16 protein-coding genes are annotated in these 18859 nt (G+C 60.5%); 4 read left to right on the top strand and 12 right to left on the bottom strand.

Annotated elements, in window-relative coordinates:
- Positions 1 to 199: 199 nt before the first annotated feature.
- Complete coding sequence (locus AC3WN7_RS13800; RefSeq protein WP_102674001.1) at positions 200 to 481, top strand: type II toxin-antitoxin system prevent-host-death family antitoxin; 282 nt, start codon at positions 200 to 202, stop codon at positions 479 to 481.
- A 238-nt stretch (positions 482 to 719) separates the two neighbouring features.
- Here AC3WN7_RS13800 and AC3WN7_RS13795 read toward each other — a convergent pair whose 3' ends face one another.
- The 6 genes from AC3WN7_RS13795 to AC3WN7_RS13770 are packed head-to-tail and all read right to left on the bottom strand — an operon-like array spanning position 720 to position 6675.
- Positions 720 to 2462, bottom strand: a complete 1743-nt coding sequence (locus AC3WN7_RS13795) for an ABC transporter substrate-binding protein (RefSeq protein ID WP_102674002.1) — start codon at positions 2460 to 2462, stop codon at positions 720 to 722.
- A gap of 46 nt (positions 2463 to 2508) precedes the next feature.
- Positions 2509 to 2781, bottom strand: a complete 273-nt coding sequence (locus tag AC3WN7_RS13790; RefSeq protein ID WP_015094367.1) for a DUF2160 domain-containing protein — start codon at positions 2779 to 2781, stop codon at positions 2509 to 2511.
- A gap of 10 nt (positions 2782 to 2791) precedes the next feature.
- Entirely contained in the window at positions 2792 to 3592 is an 801-nt protein-coding gene (locus AC3WN7_RS13785; protein ID WP_007970460.1) for a carbohydrate ABC transporter permease, read from the bottom strand.
- Positions 3593 to 3602: 10 nt separating this feature from the next.
- Complete coding sequence (locus AC3WN7_RS13780; protein WP_102674003.1) at positions 3603 to 4469, bottom strand: carbohydrate ABC transporter permease; 867 nt, start codon at positions 4467 to 4469, stop codon at positions 3603 to 3605.
- Positions 4466 to 5581 carry an ABC transporter ATP-binding protein gene (locus AC3WN7_RS13775; RefSeq protein WP_102674004.1) on the bottom strand — a complete coding sequence of 372 codons (1116 nt, stop codon included), beginning with the start codon at positions 5579 to 5581 and terminating at the stop codon, positions 4466 to 4468. Before AC3WN7_RS13775 ends, AC3WN7_RS13780 begins: the two co-directional genes overlap by 4 nt.
- Positions 5581 to 6675, bottom strand: a complete 1095-nt coding sequence (locus AC3WN7_RS13770) for an ABC transporter ATP-binding protein (RefSeq protein ID WP_015094365.1) — start codon at positions 6673 to 6675, stop codon at positions 5581 to 5583. The genes AC3WN7_RS13775 and AC3WN7_RS13770 overlap by 1 nt, the downstream gene beginning before the upstream one ends.
- 373 nt (positions 6676 to 7048) lie before the next feature.
- On the opposite strand from AC3WN7_RS13770, the gene AC3WN7_RS13765 reads away from it, so the two are divergent.
- Entirely contained in the window at positions 7049 to 8881 is a 1833-nt protein-coding gene (locus AC3WN7_RS13765; RefSeq protein WP_102674005.1) for a sigma-54-dependent Fis family transcriptional regulator, read from the top strand.
- Positions 8882 to 9090: 209 nt separating this feature from the next.
- On the opposite strand, the gene cysS is transcribed toward AC3WN7_RS13765, so the two are convergent.
- Both cysS and AC3WN7_RS13755 read right to left on the bottom strand, forming a co-directional pair.
- Positions 9091 to 10473, bottom strand: coding sequence for a cysteine--tRNA ligase (gene cysS / locus AC3WN7_RS13760; protein ID WP_102674006.1), 1383 nt, complete (start codon positions 10471 to 10473; stop codon positions 9091 to 9093).
- Positions 10474 to 10494: 21 nt separating this feature from the next.
- On the bottom strand, positions 10495 to 12192 hold the full coding sequence (locus tag AC3WN7_RS13755) for a glutamine--tRNA ligase/YqeY domain fusion protein (RefSeq protein WP_102674007.1): 1698 nt from the start codon (positions 12190 to 12192) through the stop codon (positions 10495 to 10497).
- Between the two features lie 251 nt (positions 12193 to 12443).
- Here AC3WN7_RS13755 and AC3WN7_RS13750 point away from each other — a divergent pair, with 251 nt between their 5' ends.
- Positions 12444 to 12947: a peptidylprolyl isomerase gene (locus tag AC3WN7_RS13750; protein ID WP_095966512.1), complete on the top strand. Its 504-nt coding sequence runs from the start codon at positions 12444 to 12446 to the stop codon at positions 12945 to 12947.
- On the top strand, positions 12944 to 13696 hold the full coding sequence (gene lpxH, locus AC3WN7_RS13745) for a UDP-2,3-diacylglucosamine diphosphatase (RefSeq protein WP_095966513.1): 753 nt from the start codon (positions 12944 to 12946) through the stop codon (positions 13694 to 13696). The genes AC3WN7_RS13750 and lpxH overlap by 4 nt, the downstream gene beginning before the upstream one ends.
- 121 nt (positions 13697 to 13817) lie before the next feature.
- Here the strand turns inward: lpxH and AC3WN7_RS13740 are convergent, their stop codons facing one another.
- From AC3WN7_RS13740 to AC3WN7_RS13725, 4 genes are all read right to left on the bottom strand, one after another.
- Positions 13818 to 15347 (bottom strand): DHA2 family efflux MFS transporter permease subunit, encoded by a 1530-nt coding sequence (locus tag AC3WN7_RS13740; RefSeq protein WP_095966514.1) that lies wholly within the window; start codon positions 15345 to 15347, stop codon positions 13818 to 13820.
- A gap of 164 nt (positions 15348 to 15511) precedes the next feature.
- A complete protein-coding gene (locus tag AC3WN7_RS13735; protein WP_102674008.1) occupies positions 15512 to 16714 on the bottom strand; it encodes an HlyD family secretion protein in 1203 nt (400 codons plus the stop codon).
- Positions 16715 to 16729: 15 nt separating this feature from the next.
- Positions 16730 to 18199 (bottom strand): efflux transporter outer membrane subunit, encoded by a 1470-nt coding sequence (locus tag AC3WN7_RS13730; RefSeq protein ID WP_102674009.1) that lies wholly within the window; start codon positions 18197 to 18199, stop codon positions 16730 to 16732.
- Positions 18196 to 18669 carry a MarR family winged helix-turn-helix transcriptional regulator gene (locus tag AC3WN7_RS13725; RefSeq protein ID WP_095966517.1) on the bottom strand — a complete coding sequence of 158 codons (474 nt, stop codon included), beginning with the start codon at positions 18667 to 18669 and terminating at the stop codon, positions 18196 to 18198. Before AC3WN7_RS13725 ends, AC3WN7_RS13730 begins: the two co-directional genes overlap by 4 nt.
- Positions 18670 to 18859: the final 190 nt, after the last annotated feature.

The raw sequence follows: 18859 nt of genomic DNA, 5'->3' as shown, positions 1-18859 counted from the left end.
GCGGCTCTCGGCAGTAAACGGAAACGGCACCTTCGGGTGCCGTTTCTGTTTTTGTAAGATTTGTTACCACTCCCTCCGCTATTTCAAAAAAAACCGGAACACTCTCGCGCAATACCCAGGGTCGTCCTACAGCCGGCATTGAGTACCTGGCTTCATCTTGAATGACTTCAGGATAAGTAAATCAACGCGAGAACGAACAATGATCCGTGACATTTTTTCCGAACTGAAGGACGGCCTCGAAGCCCTGGCCGACGAGCGCAAAGTCAAAGTGACGCTGCGGACACACAAGGTCAAACTGCCAAAACTGGCACCTGATACTGTCGAGAAGTTGGCTGCATTGGAGGTGAATCACGCGGTAGAGGCAGAACAGTCACGTAACCAACGAATAGGAACAATGAAAGCCAAACGGGTGATCCCCGAACACTTTGATGCCCCGTTGCCTGATGACATGCTTGATGATTTCGAAGGTAGTCAAATTTGAGGTTTCTGATTTTCGCCAAATGACTCAACACGTAGATGTTCGTTCGGCTGATGAAATTTGGTGACTGAGACGGCCTCTTCGCGAGCAAGCCCGCTCCCACACTTGATGTGCAGCGAACAAAAAAATGGTGGCCGACGCTGATCCAGTGTGGGAGCGGGCTTGCTCGCGAAGGGGGCGGAACGGGCACAAATGAAAACGGCACCTTTCGGTGCCGTTCGCCTTTCACACTCCCAAACACTTACTTACGCGCATCCGCCCACGATTTCAGCAGCTCGCTGTAGCTCACGGTCTCTCCCTTAGGTTTCTCGTTTTCCAGTTTAGGTTTCGGTGCGCCCGGCTGGTCGAACCAGTACTGAGCATCGCGCTCGGGGTTCATTTTCGGTGCGCAGGTGGCTTGTGCCTTCGAACGCTCCAGACGGGTCATGATCGCGTCCTGATCCTTGGCCAGGCCGTCGAGTGCCTGTTGCGGGGTTTTGTCGCCGCTGGCCGCTTCGGCGATGTGGCTCCACCACAACTGCGCGAGGCGAGGATAATCAGGTACGTTGGTCCCGGTCGGGGTCCATTGCACGCGGGCCGGGCTGCGGTAGAACTCCACCAGGCCACCGAGTTTCGGCGCCAGGTCGGTCATCGCTTGTGAGTTGATGTCCGATTCGCGGATAGGCGTCAGGCCGACGATGGTTTTCTTCAGCGACACGGTTTTCGAGGTCACGAACTGCGCATAGAGCCAGGCCGCCAGTTTCTGCTTCTCGGGCGTGGACTTCATGAAGGTCCAGGAACCCACGTCCTGATAGCCCAGCTTCATGCCCTCTTCCCAGTACGGTCCCCGTGGTGACGGCGCCATGCGCCATTTCGGCGTGCCATCGGCGTTCATCACCGCCAGGCCTGGCTTGGTCATGTCGGCGGTGAAGGCGGTGTACCAGAAAATCTGCTGGGCGATGCTGCCCTGGGAGGGCACCGGGCCGGATTCGGAAAAGGTCATGCCCGCCGCTTCCGGTGGCGCGTACTTTTTCAGCCAGTCGACGTACTTGGTGGTGGCGAACACCGCCGCCGGGCCGTTGGTGTCGCCACCGCGGGTCACGCTGGAACCCACCGGGTGGCAGTCCTCGACACGAATGCCCCACTCGTCCACCGGCAAGCCGTTGGGGATGCCCTTGTCGCCGCCACCGGCCATGGAGAACCAGGCATCGGTGAAGCGCCAGCCCAGGGACGGGTCCTTCTTGCCGTAGTCCATGTGCCCGTAGACGCGTTTGCCGTCGATTTCCTTGACGTCTTCGCTGAAGAACCTGGCAATGTCTTCATAGGCGGACCAGTTCACCGGTACGCCCAAGTCGTAGCCGTACTTCTCCTTGAACTTGGCCTTAAGGTCCGCGCGCTCGAACCAGTCGGCGCGGAACCAGTACAGGTTGGCGAACTGCTGGTCAGGCAGCTGGTAGATCTTGCCGTCCGGCGCGGTGGTGAAGGAAATGCCGATGAAGTCCTTGAGGTCGAGGGTCGGCGAGGTGAAGTCCTTGCCTTCGTTCGCCATCAGGTCGGTGATCGATTCGGTCTTGCCGTACCGAAAGTGCGTACCGATCAAGTCCGAGTCGTTGACCCAGCCGTCATAGATGCTCTTGTCCGATTGCATCACGGTCTGCAGCTTTTCCACCACATCGCCTTCCTGCAGCAGGTCGTGGGTGAGCTTGATCCCGGTGATCTCGGTAAAGGCCTTGGCCAGCACCTTGGACTCGTACTCGTGGGTGGCGATGGTTTCCGACACCACCTTGATGTTCATTCCGCGAAAGGGTTCCGCCGCCTTGATGAACCACTTCAACTCTTCCAGCTGTTGATCGGCCGTCAGCGTGGATGGCTTGAATTCACTGCCGATCCATTTTTTTGCGGCATCTTCGTAAGCATCGGCCCAGGCCGAAGCGCTCAAACCGCTGAGTGCCAGCATGGCTGCCAATGAAATGCTATGTCGCAGCTTATTGTTTTTGTCGAACATAAGACCTCCTTATTGGGTTTCGGAGCAACAGTGCCGAGCGATTCGACTAGCCCCAACGCATCACAGCCAACAGCCACACCAGGGACAACGCGAACGCCACCCAGATGCTCCAGTCGGTGACGCCGATTACCAGCAAATGCAGGTAGGCGCTGCCGAGAAGACCGATGAACAAGCGATCGCCACGGGTGGTGGCAATCGGTAGCAAACCTCGCCGAAGCACGCTCGGCGAACGCAACTCCCAGGTGGTCATGCCCACCAGGATCAAGGCAATGACGCCGAAGAACGCCGCCGTAGGGGCGGTCCAACTCATCCATTCCATCATCAGCTCCTCATACCCGGCCCAGGGCAAAGCCCTTGGCCACGTGGTTGCGAACAAACCAGATCACCAGCATGCCCGGCAGGATGGTCAACACCCCCGCCGCTGCCAGTACACCCCAGTCGATACCGGATGCCGAAACGGTGCGGGTCATCACCGCCGCGATGGGTTTGGCGTTCACCGAGGTGAGGGTTCGTGCCAGCAGCAGTTCGACCCAGGAAAACATGAAGCAGAAGAACGCCGTCACACCAATGCCGGAGCCGATCAGCGGGATGAAAATCTTCACGAAGAACTTGGGAAAACTGTAGCCATCGATGTAGGCGGTTTCGTCGATTTCCTTGGGCACGCCGGACATGAAGCCTTCGAGAATCCACACCGCCAGCGGCACGTTGAACAGGCAGTGGGCCAGGGCCACGGCAATATGGGTGTCGAACAGCCCGATCGACGAATACAGCTGGAAGAACGGCAACAGGAACACCGCCGGCGGCGCCATGCGGTTGGTCAGCAGCCAGAAGAACAGGTGCTTGTCGCCCAGGAAGCGATAACGCGAGAAGGCATACGCCGCCGGCAGTGCCACGGTCAGGGAAATGATCGTGTTCAGGCTCACGTAATACGCCGAGTTGATGTAGCCGGTGTACCAGCTCGGGTCGGTGAAGATCACCTTGTAGTTGGCCAGGGTGAAATCCTGCGGGAACAGCGTCAGGCCGCCGAGGATTTCGCTGTTGCTCTTGAAGGACATGTTCAGCAGCCAGTAGATCGGCACCAGCAGGAACAGGATGTAGAGCAGCAGGGGGATAAGCTTTCTTTTGCTCATGGCGCGGGCCTCAACGGTTGGCGTCAGAGTGAGTCATGGCGGTATAGAACAGCCAGGACACCAACAGGATGATCAGGAAGTACACCAGCGAGAACGCCGCGGCCGGCCCCAGGTCGAATTGCCCTACGGCCATCTGGGTCAGGGTCTGGCTGAGGAAGGTCGTGGCATTGCCCGGACCGCCGCCCGTGAGCACGAAGGGCTCGGTGTAGATCATGAAACTGTCCATGAAGCGCAGCATCACGGCGATCAGCAGCACGCTCTTGAGTTTGGGCAACTGAATGTGCCGGAACACCGCCCAGGCCGAGGCTCGGTCGATCCGCGCCGCCTGGTAATACACATCCGGAATCGCCCGCAACCCGGAGAAACACAACAGCGCCACCAGCGAGGTCCAGTGCCAGACGTCCATCACCAGCACGGTGACCCAGGCGTCCGCCGTGTTCGCCGCATAGTTGTAGCTGATGCCCATGGCCTTGAGGCTCGCCCCCAACAAGCCGATGTCGGCGCGGCCGAAGATCTGCCAGATGGTGCCGACCACGTTCCACGGGATCAGTAGCGGGATCGCCAGCACGATCAGCACCACCGAAGACCATCGGCCCTTGGTCGGCATGGTCAGGGCGATGGCGATGCCCAGCGGAATTTCGATCAGCAGCACGCAGGCGGAATAGATGAACTGGCGCAGCAGCGAGTCGTGCAGCCGAGGGTCGAGCAGTACCTGCTTGTACCAGTCGGCACCGACGAAATAGCGGCTGGACTGGTCGAAGATGTCCTGCACCGAATAGTTGACCACAGTCATCATCGGGATCACCGCACTGAACGCCACCAGCAGGAACACCGGCAGCACCAGCCACCAGGCCTTGTTGTTCTGCACCTTGTTCATGGCTGCGCCCCTTGATTGGCATTGGTTTCGAGCAGGAAATCATCGGCATAGACCATCAGCCATTGCGCCGGAAAACTGATGTAGGCCGTGCCTTGCGGCACCGGTTTGTCTTCGGCCAGGCGCACTTTCAGGGTGGCGCCGTCGAGGTTGAGGCTCATGATCTTGTAGGTACCCAGGTCTTCGACATGTACGACTTGTGCCCGCAGCGCATCATCAAAGGCTTCGTCCCAGACATGGACGAACTCCGGGCGAATGCCGACCTTCAGGGTTTGCCATTCGGATTCGGCGATGCGTTGTTGCATGGCCTCGGACAGCGGCAGGTGGGTCGAGGCGAACCCGACGCCCCCCGGCTGCGGCTGCACCTCGATCAGGTTCATCCCCGGGCTGCCGATGAAGTAGCCGACAAAGGTGTGACTCGGGCGCTCGAACAATTCCCGTGGTGTGCCGAATTGCACGATCTGCCCGCCGTACATCACCGCAATCTTGTCGGCGAAGGTCGAGGCCTCCAGTTGATCGTGGGTGACGTAAACCATGGTGATGTTGAACTGTTCGTGGATCTGCTTGAGCTTACGTCGCAGTTTCCACTTCAGGTGCGGGTCGATCACCGTCAGCGGCTCGTCGAACAGGATCGCCGACACATCGTCGCGCACCAGCCCACGGCCCATGGAGACTTTCTGTTTTTCGTCGGCGGTGAGGTTGCGCGCCTTTTTGCTCAGCAGGCTCTGCAGGTCGAGGACTTCGGCGATTTCCTGCACCTTGGTATGAATGCTTGCCTCGGCCATGCCCTGGTTGCGTAGCGGGAAGGCCAGGTTGTCGAACACCGTCATGGTGTCGTAGACCACCGGGAACTGAAAAACCTGAGCAATGTTGCGCTTCTCCGGCGTCAGGTCGTTGACCGCTTTGCCGTCGAACAGCACATTCCCCTGGGACGGGCTGAGCAGCCCGGAAATAATGTTGAGCAAGGTTGATTTGCCACAGCCCGACGGACCGAGCAACGCATAGGCGCCGCCCTGCTCCCAGATGTGGTCCATCTCGCGGATCGCGTAGTCCTCGGGTCCCACCGGGGTTTTGGTGTAACTGTGGGCGAGGTTCTGCAAACGGATTTCGGCCATCAGGCTACCCTCGCGACACGCTGGCCCGGCGCCTGAACCAGCCGGCCCTGCGTATCGAACACAAACAGTTTATGGGTCGGGATGTAGATACGGATCGGCGCATCGACGTCGTATTCGTGAACACCCGGCAAGTGCAGCACCAGCAGGAAATGCTCGTTGCGCACGTGCAGGAAGGTTTCCGAACCGCTGATTTCGGCCACCTCGACGGTCACCGCCAGTTCGAGGTCATCGTCATTGCTCGGCACCAGCGAGATATGGCTGGGTCGCACGCCGAAACGGAACTCGCCCTCGCCCACCGGGCGCAAATCGACGTTCAGCGGAAAGTGCACGAAGTTGGCGAAACTCACTTCGTTGCCGGCAATGCGCCCCGGCATCAGGTTGATCGGCGGCTCGGAGAACAGCTCCGCCGCCAGCACGGTTTGCGGCTGGTGATAGACCGAAGACGACTGGCCGCTCTGGATCACCCGCCCTTCGTGAAGAATGGTGGTGGTGCCGCCCAGGGCCAGGGCCTCGTTGGGTTCGGTGGTGGCATAGATCGCGATGGTATGGCGCGCCTTGAACAGCTCGCGCATTTCCTGGCGCAGTTCCTCGCGCAACTTGTAGTCGAGGTTGACCAGTGGCTCGTCGAACAGGATCAACTCGGCATCCTTGACCAGCGCCCGGGCCATGGCCGTGCGTTGTTGCTGGCCACCGGAAAGCTCCAGCGGATAGCGCTTCAGAAATTTTTCGATGCGCAACATCTTCGCGGTTTCCAGCACCTTGCTCTGGATCAGCTCGCTGGATACACCGGCCTGGCGCAGCGGCGAGGCGATGTTGTCGAACACCGTCATCGTCGGGTAATTGATGAATTGCTGATAAACCATCGACACATTGCGCAAACGCACTGGCCGTTGGGTAACGTCGACGCCGTTCATCAGGATGCGCCCGCTGTCGGGCTTGTCCAGACCGGCCATCAGGCGCATCAGGCTGGTTTTGCCGGACAGGGTGCGCCCCAGCAAAACGTTGAAGGAACCGGGTTCAAAACTCAGGTTGGCATCGTCGATCCAGGTCTGGCCCTCGACGGTGCGGCTGACGTGCTCCAGGGTGAGTGACATGGCTCGGCCTTTTATTATTGGAGTCAAGCGACCGGAGCGATAAAGCGACATCCGTGCCAAAAATCCCAAGCCACTGATTTAGCTTAAAATAAGTGAAAATCACGGCCCATCGACGTTCGTTGCTGAACACAAATGAACAATCCGAAATGAACAATTGAACAGTTCACCCATTGACAGTGAACAATAGTGAACAACACTCTACGGACTGTTCACGGCCCCTGTAGGAGCGAGCTTGCTCGCGATGGACGTTAACGTTGACGAGGGCTGCCTGAGTAAATGCGGCGCTCTCACGTGCATCGCGAGCAAGCTCGCTCCTACAGGGATCGGCGCTATCCCATAAAAACAATAAAGTCTTGTTCAGAGATCGACTGCCATGGCCGCACCTGCCCTGCCGCTGTCCCACGACGCCATCATCCAGGACTCCTGGTCGCGTTGCCGCGCGTTCGGCCTCAGTCATCAGAGCGCGCCGGCATTCGATCAATTGCCGGCCGCGGGCATCGCGCAATTGCTGGAAAGCCAGCATTCACTGGTGCAAACCACCCATCAGGAAGTGCTGCCCTACTACGAGAACATCCTGAGCAATTCCAATTGCCTGATCATGCTCGCCGACCATCAGGGCCAGGTGCTCACATCGTGGGGCACCCAGCGCTTTATCGAGCCGAAACTGGCTCGGGGTTTCAGCGCCGGCGCCAGCTGGATGGAACGTTGCACTGGCACCAATGCCATTGGCACCGCCCTGGCCTGTGAGCAAGCCGTGCACATCGAGCACGATGAACATTTCCTCAAGGCCAACCGCTTCATGACCGGTTCCGCCGCGCCGATTTTCGATGCCGAGCGCAAGGTGATCGCGGTGCTGGACGTGTCCAGCGACAGCTACCTGCCGCCATCCCACACCCTGGGCATGGTCAAGATGATGAGCCAGACCGTGGAAAACCGGCTGATCCTCAACCTGTTCCATGGCCAGCATTTCCAGTTGACGTTCAACACCGGGCTGAACAACCTCGACAGCCAATGGGCTGGCTTGCTGATTTTCGATGAAAGCGGCCAGGTGCTGTCGGCCAATCGCCGGGCCGACAATCTGCTGGGCATCAGCCTGTCGCGGGTCAGTGTCGAGAGCCTGTTCAAGGTCTCTCTGCTGGAACTGCTCAATCAGCCCGAAGGCCTGCCCTTCGCCTTGCAAACCTCAGGACGCAACCGCTTCCAGTGCCTGCTGAAGCGGCCGAAACAGGCATCCGTTCAACCCCGAGTGTTCACCGAGCCGGTTGTCGCTACACCCGCGGCCATCAGCCTCAACACCCTGCATTTCGGCGACAGCCGCGTGGAAAAAGCCGTGCGCCAGGCCGAACGCTTGCTGGAAAAAGACATTCCACTGCTGATCCATGGTGAAACCGGAGTCGGCAAGGAAGTCTTCGTCAAGGCCCTGCACCAGGCCAGTTCGCGCAGCAAACAAGCGCTCATCGCCGTCAACTGTGCGGCGATTCCCGCCGAACTGGTGGAGTCCGAGTTATTCGGCTATGAGAAAGGCGCGTTCACCGGCGCCAACCAGAAAGGCAGCATCGGGCTGATCCGCAAGGCGGACAAAGGCACGCTGTTTCTCGACGAAATCGGTGACATGCCGCTGCCAACACAGGCGCGACTGTTGCGGGTGTTGCAGGAACGTTGCGTTCAGCCAGTGGGCAGCAGCGAATTGTTCCCTGTGGACTTGCGCATCATTTCAGCGACCAATCGCTCGCTGCGCGAACAAGTACAACTGGGGCGGTTTCGTGAAGACTTGTACTACCGCATCGGCGGCCTGACCCTGGAACTGCCGCCCCTGCGTGAGCGCAGCGATAAGGAGGCACTGTTCAAACGCCTGTGGGAGCAGCACCGCGAACCGACGCAATGGGCCGGTTTGAGCCAGGAAGTGATGGTTTTGTTCGGCCGCCACCCGTGGCCGGGCAACTTGCGCCAGGTCAGTAGCGTGATCCAGGTGGCCCTGGCCATGGCCGAGGAACAGCCGGTGCGGGCTGAGCACTTGCCGGATGATTTTTTTGTCGACCTGGAGATGGAACCGGTGGAGACGCCGGAGCCGCTGGGCATCGACTTGAATGATGTGGAAGCACTGAATCGGCAGTTGCAGGCGGTCGGGGGGAATATTTCGTATCTGGCGCGGCGGTTGGGAGTTAGTCGCAATACCCTGTACAAGCGGTTGCGCCAGGCTGAATGACAAGTTGGCCGAATGGGCCTCTTCGCGGGCAAGCCCGCTCCCACATTGGATTTGCGTTGTACTCAAAACTCAAACACACCAAAGATCAACTGTGGGAGCGGGCTTGCCCGCGAAGGCGTCAGTCCTGTCGCCAAAGAACGAGCAGCCACCCCCGAAAAACAAAAACCCGCACAAGGCGGGTTTTGTTTTTATAGCCAATACAGCCGCTGTCAGTCAGCCAGACGCCAGGTCGTGCCGCCCTTGCCGTCTTCCAGCACCACGCCCATGGCGGTGAGCTGGTCGCGGATGCGGTCGGATTCGGCCCAGTCCTTGCTGGCACGAGCCGCCAGGCGAGCAGCAATCAGCGCCTCGACTTCGGCTGCATCCACGCGCCCTTCGGCACCGGCCTGCAGGAAGTCATCAGCTTCGAGTTGCAACACACCCAGCACGCTGGCCAGTTCTTTCAGACGCGCCGCCAGGCCGGCCGCTGCATTGAGATCGCTCTCGCGCAGACGGTTGATCTCGCGGACCATCTCGAACAGCACCGCGCAGGCTTCCGGCGTGCCGAAGTCGTCGTTCATCACCTGGGTGAAACGCTCGACGAAGGCTTCGCCGCCGGCCGGCGCCACGTTCGGCAGGCCTTTCAACGCGTGGTAGAAACGCTCCAGGGCGCCCTTGGCGTCCTTGAGGTTGTCTTCCGAGTAGTTGATGGCGCTGCGGTAGTGGCTCGACACCAGCAAGTAACGCACGACTTCCGGGTGGTACTTGTCGAGCACGTCGCGAATGGTGAAGAAGTTGTTCAAGGACTTGGACATCTTCTCGCCATTGATACGGATCATGCCGCAATGCATCCACGCGTTGGCGTAGGTCTTGCCGGTGGCCGCTTCGCTCTGGGCGATTTCGTTTTCGTGGTGCGGGAACTCAAGGTCGCTGCCGCCGCCATGAATGTCGAAAGTCTCACCGAGGCAGCAGGTCGACATCACCGAGCATTCGATGTGCCAGCCCGGACGCCCGGCGCCCCACGGCGATTCCCAGCTCGGTTCGCCCGGCTTGGCCGCTTTCCACAGCACGAAGTCCAGCGGGTCCTGCTTGGACTCGTCGACTTCGATGCGCGCGCCGATGCGCAGGTCTTCGATCTTCTTGCGCGACAGCTTGCCGTAGCCCATGAACTTGCCGACGCGGTAGTACACGTCGCCATTGCCCGGGGCGTAGGCATAACCCTTGTCGATCAGGGTCTGGATCATCGCGTGCATGCCCGGAATGTGATCGGTGGCACGCGGCTCCATGTCCGGCTTCTTGATGTTCAGGCGCGCTTCGTCTTCGTGCATCGCCGCGATCATGCGCTCGGTCAAGGCTTCGAACGACTCGCCATTCTCGCGGGCACGATTGATGATCTTGTCGTCGATGTCGGTGATGTTGCGCACATAGGTCAGGTCGTAACCGCTAAAGCGCAACCAGCGGGTCACCAGGTCGAACGCAACCATGCTGCGGCCGTGGCCCAGGTGGCAGTAGTCGTACACGGTCATGCCGCACACGTACATGCGCACCTTGTTGCCATCGAGCGGCTTGAAGACTTCTTTGCTCTTGGTGAGCGTGTTGTAGATCGTAAGCACGTTATTTCCCTTGACGCTGAATCACTGGCCCCACGAATCACGCAGGGTCACGGTACGGTTGAATACCGGCTGACCTGGTTTCGAGTCCTTGAGATCGGCGACGAAGTAACCTTCGCGCTCGAACTGGAAACGGTCTTCCGGCTGTGCATTGCCCAGCGAGGGTTCAGCACGACAACCGGTGAGCACCTGCAGCGAGTCAGGGTTGATGTTGTCCAGGAAACTGGCGCTGTCTTCGGCCTTCTCCGGGTTCGGAGAACGGAACAGACGATCGTACAGACGCACTTCGCACTCGACGCTGGCCGCGGCCGGCACCCAGTGGATCACGCCTTTGACCTTGCGGCCTTCCGGGTTCTTGCCCAGGGTGTCCGGATCGTACGAGCAGCGCAGTTCGACGATGTTGCCATCGGCGTCCTTGATCGCTTCGTCGGCGCGGATCACGTAGCTGCCACGCAGACGCACTTCACCGGCCGGCTCCAGGCGCTTGTAGCCCTTCGGCGGCTCTTCCATGAAGTCTTCACGGTCGATGTAGATTTCACGGGCGAACGGCAAAGCGCGCACGCCCATGTCTTCTTTCGGGTGGCACGGCAGTTCGAGGTTCTCGACCTGGCCTTGCGGGTAGTTGGTGATCACGACTTTCAGCGGACGCAGCACGCACATGGCACGCGGGGCGCTCTGGTCGAGGTCGTCACGGATGCTGAACTCGAGCATGCCGAAGTCCACCACGCCGTCGGAACGGTTGGTGCCGATCATTTCGCAGAAGTTGCGGATCGATTTCGGCGTGTAGCCACGGCGGCGGAAACCCGACAGCGTGGACATGCGCGGGTCGTCCCAGCCGTTGACGTGCTTCTCATCGACCAGCTGCTTGAGCTTGCGCTTGCTGGTGATGGTGTAGTTCAGGTTCAAGCGGCTGAACTCGTACTGGCGCGGGTTGGCCGGCACCGGCAAGTGCTCGAGGAACCACTCGTACAGCGGACGGTGGCTTTCGAACTCCAGGGTGCAGATCGAGTGGGTGATGCCTTCGATGGCGTCCGACTGACCGTGGGTGAAGTCGTAGTTCGGGTAGATGCACCACTTGTCACCGGTCTGGTGGTGGTGAGCGTGACGGATGCGATACATGATCGGATCACGTAGGTTCATGTTCGGCGAAGCCATGTCGATCTTGGCCCGCAGCACCCGTGCGCCGTCCTTGAACTCGCCGGCCTTCATGCGGGCGAACAGGTCCAGGTTCTCTTCGACGCTGCGGTCGCGGAACGGGCTGTTCTTGCCAGGTTCGGTCAGGCTGCCACGGTATTCCTTGGCTTGCTCCGGCGTCAGGTCATCGACGTAGGCATTCCCGGATTTGATCAGCGCCACTGCCCAGTCGTGCAACTGGTCGAAATATTGCGAGGCGTAGCGCACTTCACCGGACCACTCGAAGCCCAGCCATTTGACGTCGCTTTCGATCGCGTCGATGTATTCCTGGTCTTCCTTGGCCGGGTTGGTGTCGTCGAAACGCAGGTGCGTGACGCCGCCGAACTCCTGGGCCAGGCCGAAGTTCACGCAGATCGACTTGGCGTGACCGATGTGCAGGTAGCCGTTGGGTTCAGGCGGGAAACGGGTGACGATCTGCGTGTGCTTGCCCGAGTCCAGGTCTGCCTGGATGATCGGCCGCAGGAAGTTGACCGGCACGGCTGGGCCGGTCTTGGCATTCGAGGTAGGGTCGACAGTGGGCTTGCTCATAGGATCCTTGAACGTACAAGTGCGTGGCCGTAATGAAGGCCGGACAAAACAAAGCCGCTATCATAGCCGATGCCGTCAAGTGCCTGACAGAGCGCACTCTGTAAACCGTCGCATTTAATGGGCCGCAAATGAAAAAACTGCCTCGAAATTCGTGCCTGTCACGCTAAACTGCGCACCTTGGCCGAGACAGGCTGAACCGGTTGCGGGATGGAATGTCCCAAAACCACGAATTCCCTTAGTGAGTAACGATCATGACCCAAGTCAAACTGACTACCAATTTCGGCGACATCGTCCTCGAACTGAACGCCGACAAAGCCCCGATCACCGTGGCCAACTTCGTCGAGTACGTTAAAGCCGGTCACTACGAAAACACCGTTTTCCACCGTGTCATCGGCAACTTCATGATCCAGGGCGGCGGTTTCGAGCCAGGCATGAAAGAAAAGAAAGACAAGCGTCCAAGCATCCAGAACGAAGCCGACAACGGTCTTTCCAACGACAAGTACACCATCGCCATGGCCCGCACCATGGAGCCGCATTCCGCTTCCGCACAGTTCTTCATCAACGTGGCGGACAACAGCTTCCTCAACCACAGCGGCAAGAACGTTCAAGGCTGGGGCTACGCGGTATTCGGTAAAGTGACCGCCGGCACCGACGTTGTCGACAAGATCAAAGGCGTGGCCACCACTTCCAAGTCCGGCCACCAGGACGTTCCGGCAGACGACGTGATCATCGAGAAAGCCGAGATCATTGAGTGATATTGCTGATTTCAGATTTACATCTGGAAGAGGAGCGCCCGGACATTACCCGGGCGTTTCTGGATTTGCTCGCCGGACGCGCCCGCTCGGCGAGTGCGTTGTACATCCTGGGCGACTTTTTCGAGGTGTGGATTGGCGACGACGCCATGACGCCCTTCCAGCGTTCCATCTGCCAGGCCCTGCGCGACCTCAGCGACAGCGGCACGGCCATTTTCCTGATGCACGGCAATCGTGATTTCATGCTCGGCAAGGCCTTCTGCAAGCAGGCCGGCTGCACCCTGCTCAAAGACCCGAGTGTCGTGCAATTCAACGGCGAGCCGGTGCTGCTGATGCACGGCGACAGCCTGTGCACCCGCGACGAAGGCTATATGAAGCTGCGCCGCTACCTGCGCAACCCGATCACCCTGTTCATCCTGCGCAACCTGCCCTTGCGCACCCGGCACAAGCTGGCACGCAAACTGCGCAGTGAAAGCCGTGCACAGGTGCGGATGAAGGCCAATGACATCGTCGACGTCACGCCCGAAGAGATTCCGCGGATCATGCAGGAGTTCGGGGTGAAGACCTTGATCCACGGGCATACCCATCGTCCGGCGATCCACAAGTTGCAGTTGGGCGACCAGGCCGCCCGGCGCATTGTGCTGGGGGATTGGGATCGTCAGGGGTGGGCGTTGCAGGTGGATGAGCAAGGGTTTGCGCTGGCGCCGTTTGATTTCACACCGCCACCGCAACTGGCAGCACCCGCAAACTAACAGCCGAACACAAAAACCTGTGGGAGCGGGCTTGCCCGCGAAGAGGGAGTGTCAGTCGAGATCTGTATGACTGATCCGCCGCCTTCGCGGGCAAGCCCGCTCCCACAGGTTATGTGCTGCCTTAGTGTCCCGAGGCCGCAGGCCCGGCCTTGGCCGTAAACGGCGGCCTGGCCAGCCACACGATCAGGATCAGCCCCAGGAACATCCAGCCCAGCAAGGTGAAGTAATCCACCGTGGACATGATGTACGCCTGGCTGATCACCATCTGATCCAGTTGCGTATAGGCCTTGGCCCCCGCCCCGCCCAGATTGCTCAGTGCTTCGCGGGTCGCCGGGTCGAACGGGGTGATGCTTTCGGTCAGGTAGGCATGGTGCTGGTCGGCACGGCGAATCCAGATCCAGGTGGTCAGCGACGCCGCGAAACTACCGCCCAGGGTCCGCAGGAACGTCGCCAACCCGGAACCGTCGGCAATCTGGCTCGGCGGCAGGTCCGAGAGCAGGATGGTCAGGGTCGGCATGAAGAACAGCGCCACGCCGATCCCCATGAACAGCTGCACCATGGCAATGTGCTGGAAATCCACTTCATTGGTGAACCCGGCGCGCATGAAGCAACTGAGGCCAATGGCCAGGAACGCACCGCCTGCCAGTAACCGCATGTCGAATTTCGGTGCGTATTTGCCAACAAAGGGTGCCAGTAACACCGGCAGGATCCCCAGCGGTGCCACGGCAAAACCGGCCCAGGTCGCGGTGTAGCCCAAGCGTGTCTGCAGCCACTGCGGCAGGATCAGGTTGATCCCGAAGAACCCGGCATAGCCCAGGATCAACACAATGGTGCCGTAGCGGAAGTTGCGGTGGGCGAACAGACGCAGGTTGACCACCGGGTGTTCATCGGTCATTTCCCAGATCACGAAGAACACCAGGGCCACCACAGAAATCACACTGCCGATCACGATGAAGCTCGATTCGAACCAGTCGGCATCGTTACCCTTGTCGAGCACGATCTGCAGCGCCCCGACACCGATGATCAGCGCAATTAGACCAACGTAATCCATCGGCTGGCGGCTGGTGACCACCGGGCGCTTTTTCATCTGCTGGGTGACCACCCATGCCGCGAACAGGCCGATCGGCACGTTGATGAAGAAAATCCACGGCCAGCTATAGCTGTCGGTGATCCAGCCGCCGAGGATCGGCCCGGCAATCGGCGCGACCACCGTGACCATCGCCAGCAACGCCAGGGCCAGCCCCCGCTTCGCTGGCGGATAAACCGCGATCAGCAACGTCTGGGTCATCGGGTACAACGGCCCCGCCACCACCCCTTGCAGCACCCGGAAGCCCACCAGCTCGGGCATCGAGGTGGAAATCCCGCACAGGAACGAGGCCAGCACGAACAGCAGTGTCGCCCAGACAAACAGCTTCACCTCGCCAAAACGCCGACTGAGCCAACCGGTCAGCGGCAAGGCGATGGCATTGCTCACCGCAAACGAGGTGATGACCCAGGTGCCCTGCTCCGAACTCACGCCCAGGTTGCCGGAAATCGTCGGCAGCGCCACGTTGGCGATGGTGGTGTCGAGCACCTGCATGAAGGTCGCCAGCGACAGGCCGATGGTGCTAAGTAACAGGCTTGGCGGTGTGAAAGACGCGTTATTGCTCATCGCGAACCCTTGGAAACCTGATGGGTGCCGCGTCCGTCACGGACGCAGCCAACCCCGTGGGAGCGGGCTTGCCCGCGAAGAGGTCGGCACATTCAACATGGATGTCGCCTGACCCTCCGCCTTCGCGAGCAAGCCCGCTCCCACAGGCTCGAGGTAATGGCATTTCAGCGTTGCGCGGTTTTGCTGACCGCGGCGCTGTTGTCGTGGATCAACCGGGTGATCATCGCGTCGGCCTCGGCCAGCTGACGGTCGTAGACGTTGGTGCTGAACGAAGCCTTCTGCGGCGGCTGTTGCGCCAGCACCGGCCCGCTCTGGTCGTGCAGGTCCACATCGACCATGGTCGACAGGCCGACCCGCAGCGGATGCCTGGCCAGTTCCTCGGCGTTGACGTGGACTCGCACCGGTACGCGCTGCACGATTTTGATCCAGTTGCCGGTGGCGTTCTGCGCCGGCAGCAGGGCAAAGGCGCTGCCGGTACCGGCGCCGAGGCTGTCGATGGTGCCGCTGTACTTGACGCTGCTGCCGTACAGGTCGGTTTCGATCTCGACCGGTTGGCCAATGCGCATATCGCGCAATTGGGTTTCCTTGAAGTTGGCGTCGATCCACAGTTGATCCAGCGGAATCACCGCCATCAGCGCGGTACCCGGTTGCACGCGCTGGCCGAGCTGTACAGAACGCTTGGCCACGTAACCGGTGACCGGTGCAATCAGGACGCTGCGTGAGTTGTTCAGGTAGGCCTGACGCAGTTGTGCGGCGGCGGCCATCACATCGGGGTGCGAAGACACCACGGTGTCATCGACCAGCGCGCTGGTGGTCTTGAGCTTTTGTTCGGCATTGGCCAGGGCGTTTTGCGCCGAGGTCAGGTCGTCGCGGGCGTGGGACAGCTCTTCCTGGGAAATCGCCCCGCCGGCAGCGAGGTTCTTGCGCCGGCTGAAGTTGTCCTGGGCCTTTTGCACTTCGGCTTTCTGCGCATTGACCTGGGCTTTCATGCCATCCACATCGCTGTACAGGCCACGCACCTGACGCACGGTACGGGCCAGATTGGCCTGGGCATTTTGCAGACCGATTTCGGCGTCGTTCGGGTCAAAGTTCACCAACACCTGGCCTTCATGCACCAGATCGCCATCGTCGGCGCCGATGCTGACCACGGTGCCCGTGACCAGCGGCGTGATTTCCACCACGTTGCCGTTCACATAGGCGTCGTCGGTGCTTTCGCTCCAGCGTCCATAAAACTCGTGGTAGGCCCAGACACCCGCGCCGCTGAGCACGACGGCGGCAGCCAGGACCAGCAACATGAACTTGCGCTTGCCCGAGTTGGGGTTGCCTTGGGTGTTTTCCGGAGGTTGAGTTGTATCGGCAGTGGCCATGACAAGTACCTTGAATTAGTGGGTCAGCGTGGCTGGCGTGGCGTTGGCCGAGGCGACGACCTCAGGCTGGAAACCGCCGCCCAGCGCCTGCATCAGCTGGATCGACAGGTCGATCTGCTCGGCATTCAGGTTGGCCAGCTGGCGCTGGGCCTGGAGCAATTGCTGCTCGATGCTGAGCACATCCAGGTAGTTGCCGATGCCGGAACCGTAACGCTGGACCACGGTGTTGTAGGAATCCTGGGCGATGTCGGTGGCATGCTGCTGGGCCGCGATCTGCCGGCCGATATCGCGCAGCTGGTTGACGCTGTCACTGACATCCCCCAGCGCCTTCACCAGGCTTTTGTTGTATTGCGCCACGGCGAGGTCGTAGTCGGCGTCGCGGGAATCGAGGTCGGCGCGCAAGCGGCCACCGTCGAAAATCGGCACAGAAATCGTCGGTGCAATGCTGAAGAAGCGGCTGGCCGATCCAAACATCGCATCGCCCAACAAGGACTCGGCGCCGGCAGCGGCGCTGAGGTTCAGGTTGGGGTAGAACCGGGTCTTGCCGGCGTCGATGCTTTTGCTCGCCGCCTCGACCCGCCAGCGCGCGGCGACCAGGTCCGGGCGACGCCCGAGCAACTCGGCCGGCAACACCGAAGGTAGCGCTACCGCACTCGGCTGAAGAATGTTCGGCCGGGCAATTTCATTGCCGCGGTCCGGACCTTTGCCGAGCAGCACCGCAAGGGCGGTCTTCGCGCTGTTCAGGCGCTTTTCAGCGTCGATCAAATTGGCTAGGGAGGTGGCTTCGAGGCTTTCGGTCTGCTGGAACTGGTACTGGCTGTCGATCCCGGCCGTCAGGCGCCGCTGGCTCAGCTCGAGCATTTGCCGGGTACGCTTGAGGTCTTCGCTGGACAGGTCATACACGATGTGCGCCTGACCGAGATCGCTGTAGGCCCGGGCGACGTCGGCGGCCAGGGTCAGTTGCGCGGCCTGCTGGTCGACTTCGGCGGCACGGGCCTGGCCGAGGGCCGCTTCCCAGGCATCGCGCTGGCCGCCCCACAGGTCGAAGTTGTAGTTGAAGCTGGTGCTGATATTGCGAAGGGTGGCGTACGCGTCACCCTGCCCGAGCGGGTCCTGGTCCCGGGCCAGGCGCGAGCGGCTGACACCGGCGCTGGCATCCAGGGTCGGCATCCGCGCGGCGTCGGCGGCGTAGGCGGCGGCGCTGGCCTGGTGGGCACGGGCGTCGGCGATCTGCATGTCCGGGCTGTCGCGCAGGGCCTCGCGGATCAGGCCGTCGAGTTGCGGGTCGCCGAGGCTTTTCCACCAGTCGCTTTTCGGCCAGGCGGCCGGCGACAGGGTCACGCCGCCGAGGGATTGCCCGGCCTTGAAGTTTTTCGCGTCGAGGCTGACACCTTCGGTTTTCAGGCCGCTGTAACTGGCGCAACCGGCCAGGCTCATGGCCAGCAGCACCAGGCTCAAGCCGGCACGCAAGGGTTTACTGCTCATTTGTCACCTACCCGCAGCAGGGTGATCGAGTCACCGGCGGCTACCAAAATCTTCTTCAGAATCATCTCCAGGGTTTTCAGCTCATCTGGAGTGATGGCACCGGCCAGTTCATTCATGGCTTCGGCGCCGATGTGCGGCAACAGCCCGGCGAGCTTCTGGCCGTCTTCCGTGAGTACCAGCTGCACCTGACGGCGATCCGCCTCGGAGCGTTGGCGGGCGAGGAAGCCCTTCTGTTCCAGACGATCGAGCATGCGCGTCATCGAGCCGCTGTCCAGGGACAGATGACGGCACAACTCGCCCGGCGAATCGACGCCGTACTGGGCCATGATGATCAACACCTTGAACTGCGCGGCGGTGATGCCGTGGGGTTCCATGTGGGTGTCGATGATCCGGTCCTTGAGCAGCGCGGCGCGTCCGAGCAGCAGGCCGAGATGGCAATTGTGGAAATCGTCTGGAGAGAAATGTTTCATCTGACCACCCGTTAGCTGCCTAGGCAGTGAATGTATGTCTAAATGTTACTGCCTAGGCAGCGAATGTCAACGCAATAGTTAGCATGCTTTGTAAATAGTTGACTAATGGCATCAGATTTTGTGCTGTCCACGCCGACGCCTTCGCGAGCAAGCCCGCTCCCACAGGGATCACGCTGAACCTGTGGGAGCG

The sequence above is a fragment of the Pseudomonas sp. FW305-70 genome (genome assembly GCF_058783925.1).
Note: the sequence above shows the minus strand (reverse complement) of the source record. Positions and strands in the feature narration are given on the sequence as shown.

Excerpts from the sequence above, each read along its gene's own strand:
- AC3WN7_RS13800 (WP_102674001.1), top strand. The coding sequence starts at position 200 with ATGATCCGTGACATTTTTTCCGAACTGAAGGACGGCCTCGAAGCCCTG.
- AC3WN7_RS13795 (WP_102674002.1), bottom strand. The coding sequence starts at position 2,462 with ATGTTCGACAAAAACAATAAGCTGCGACATAGCATTTCATTGGCAGCC.
- AC3WN7_RS13790 (WP_015094367.1), bottom strand. The coding sequence starts at position 2,781 with ATGGAATGGATGAGTTGGACCGCCCCTACGGCGGCGTTCTTCGGCGTC.
- AC3WN7_RS13785 (WP_007970460.1), bottom strand. The coding sequence starts at position 3,592 with ATGAGCAAAAGAAAGCTTATCCCCCTGCTGCTCTACATCCTGTTCCTG.
- AC3WN7_RS13780 (WP_102674003.1), bottom strand. The coding sequence starts at position 4,469 with ATGAACAAGGTGCAGAACAACAAGGCCTGGTGGCTGGTGCTGCCGGTG.
- AC3WN7_RS13775 (WP_102674004.1), bottom strand. The coding sequence starts at position 5,581 with ATGGCCGAAATCCGTTTGCAGAACCTCGCCCACAGTTACACCAAAACC.
- AC3WN7_RS13770 (WP_015094365.1), bottom strand. The coding sequence starts at position 6,675 with ATGTCACTCACCCTGGAGCACGTCAGCCGCACCGTCGAGGGCCAGACC.
- AC3WN7_RS13765 (WP_102674005.1), top strand. The coding sequence starts at position 7,049 with ATGGCCGCACCTGCCCTGCCGCTGTCCCACGACGCCATCATCCAGGAC.
- AC3WN7_RS13755 (WP_102674007.1), bottom strand. The coding sequence starts at position 12,192 with ATGAGCAAGCCCACTGTCGACCCTACCTCGAATGCCAAGACCGGCCCA.
- AC3WN7_RS13750 (WP_095966512.1), top strand. The coding sequence starts at position 12,444 with ATGACCCAAGTCAAACTGACTACCAATTTCGGCGACATCGTCCTCGAA.
- AC3WN7_RS13740 (WP_095966514.1), bottom strand. The coding sequence starts at position 15,347 with ATGAGCAATAACGCGTCTTTCACACCGCCAAGCCTGTTACTTAGCACC.
- AC3WN7_RS13735 (WP_102674008.1), bottom strand. The coding sequence starts at position 16,714 with ATGGCCACTGCCGATACAACTCAACCTCCGGAAAACACCCAAGGCAAC.
- AC3WN7_RS13730 (WP_102674009.1), bottom strand. The coding sequence starts at position 18,199 with ATGAGCAGTAAACCCTTGCGTGCCGGCTTGAGCCTGGTGCTGCTGGCC.
- AC3WN7_RS13725 (WP_095966517.1), bottom strand. The coding sequence starts at position 18,669 with ATGAAACATTTCTCTCCAGACGATTTCCACAATTGCCATCTCGGCCTG.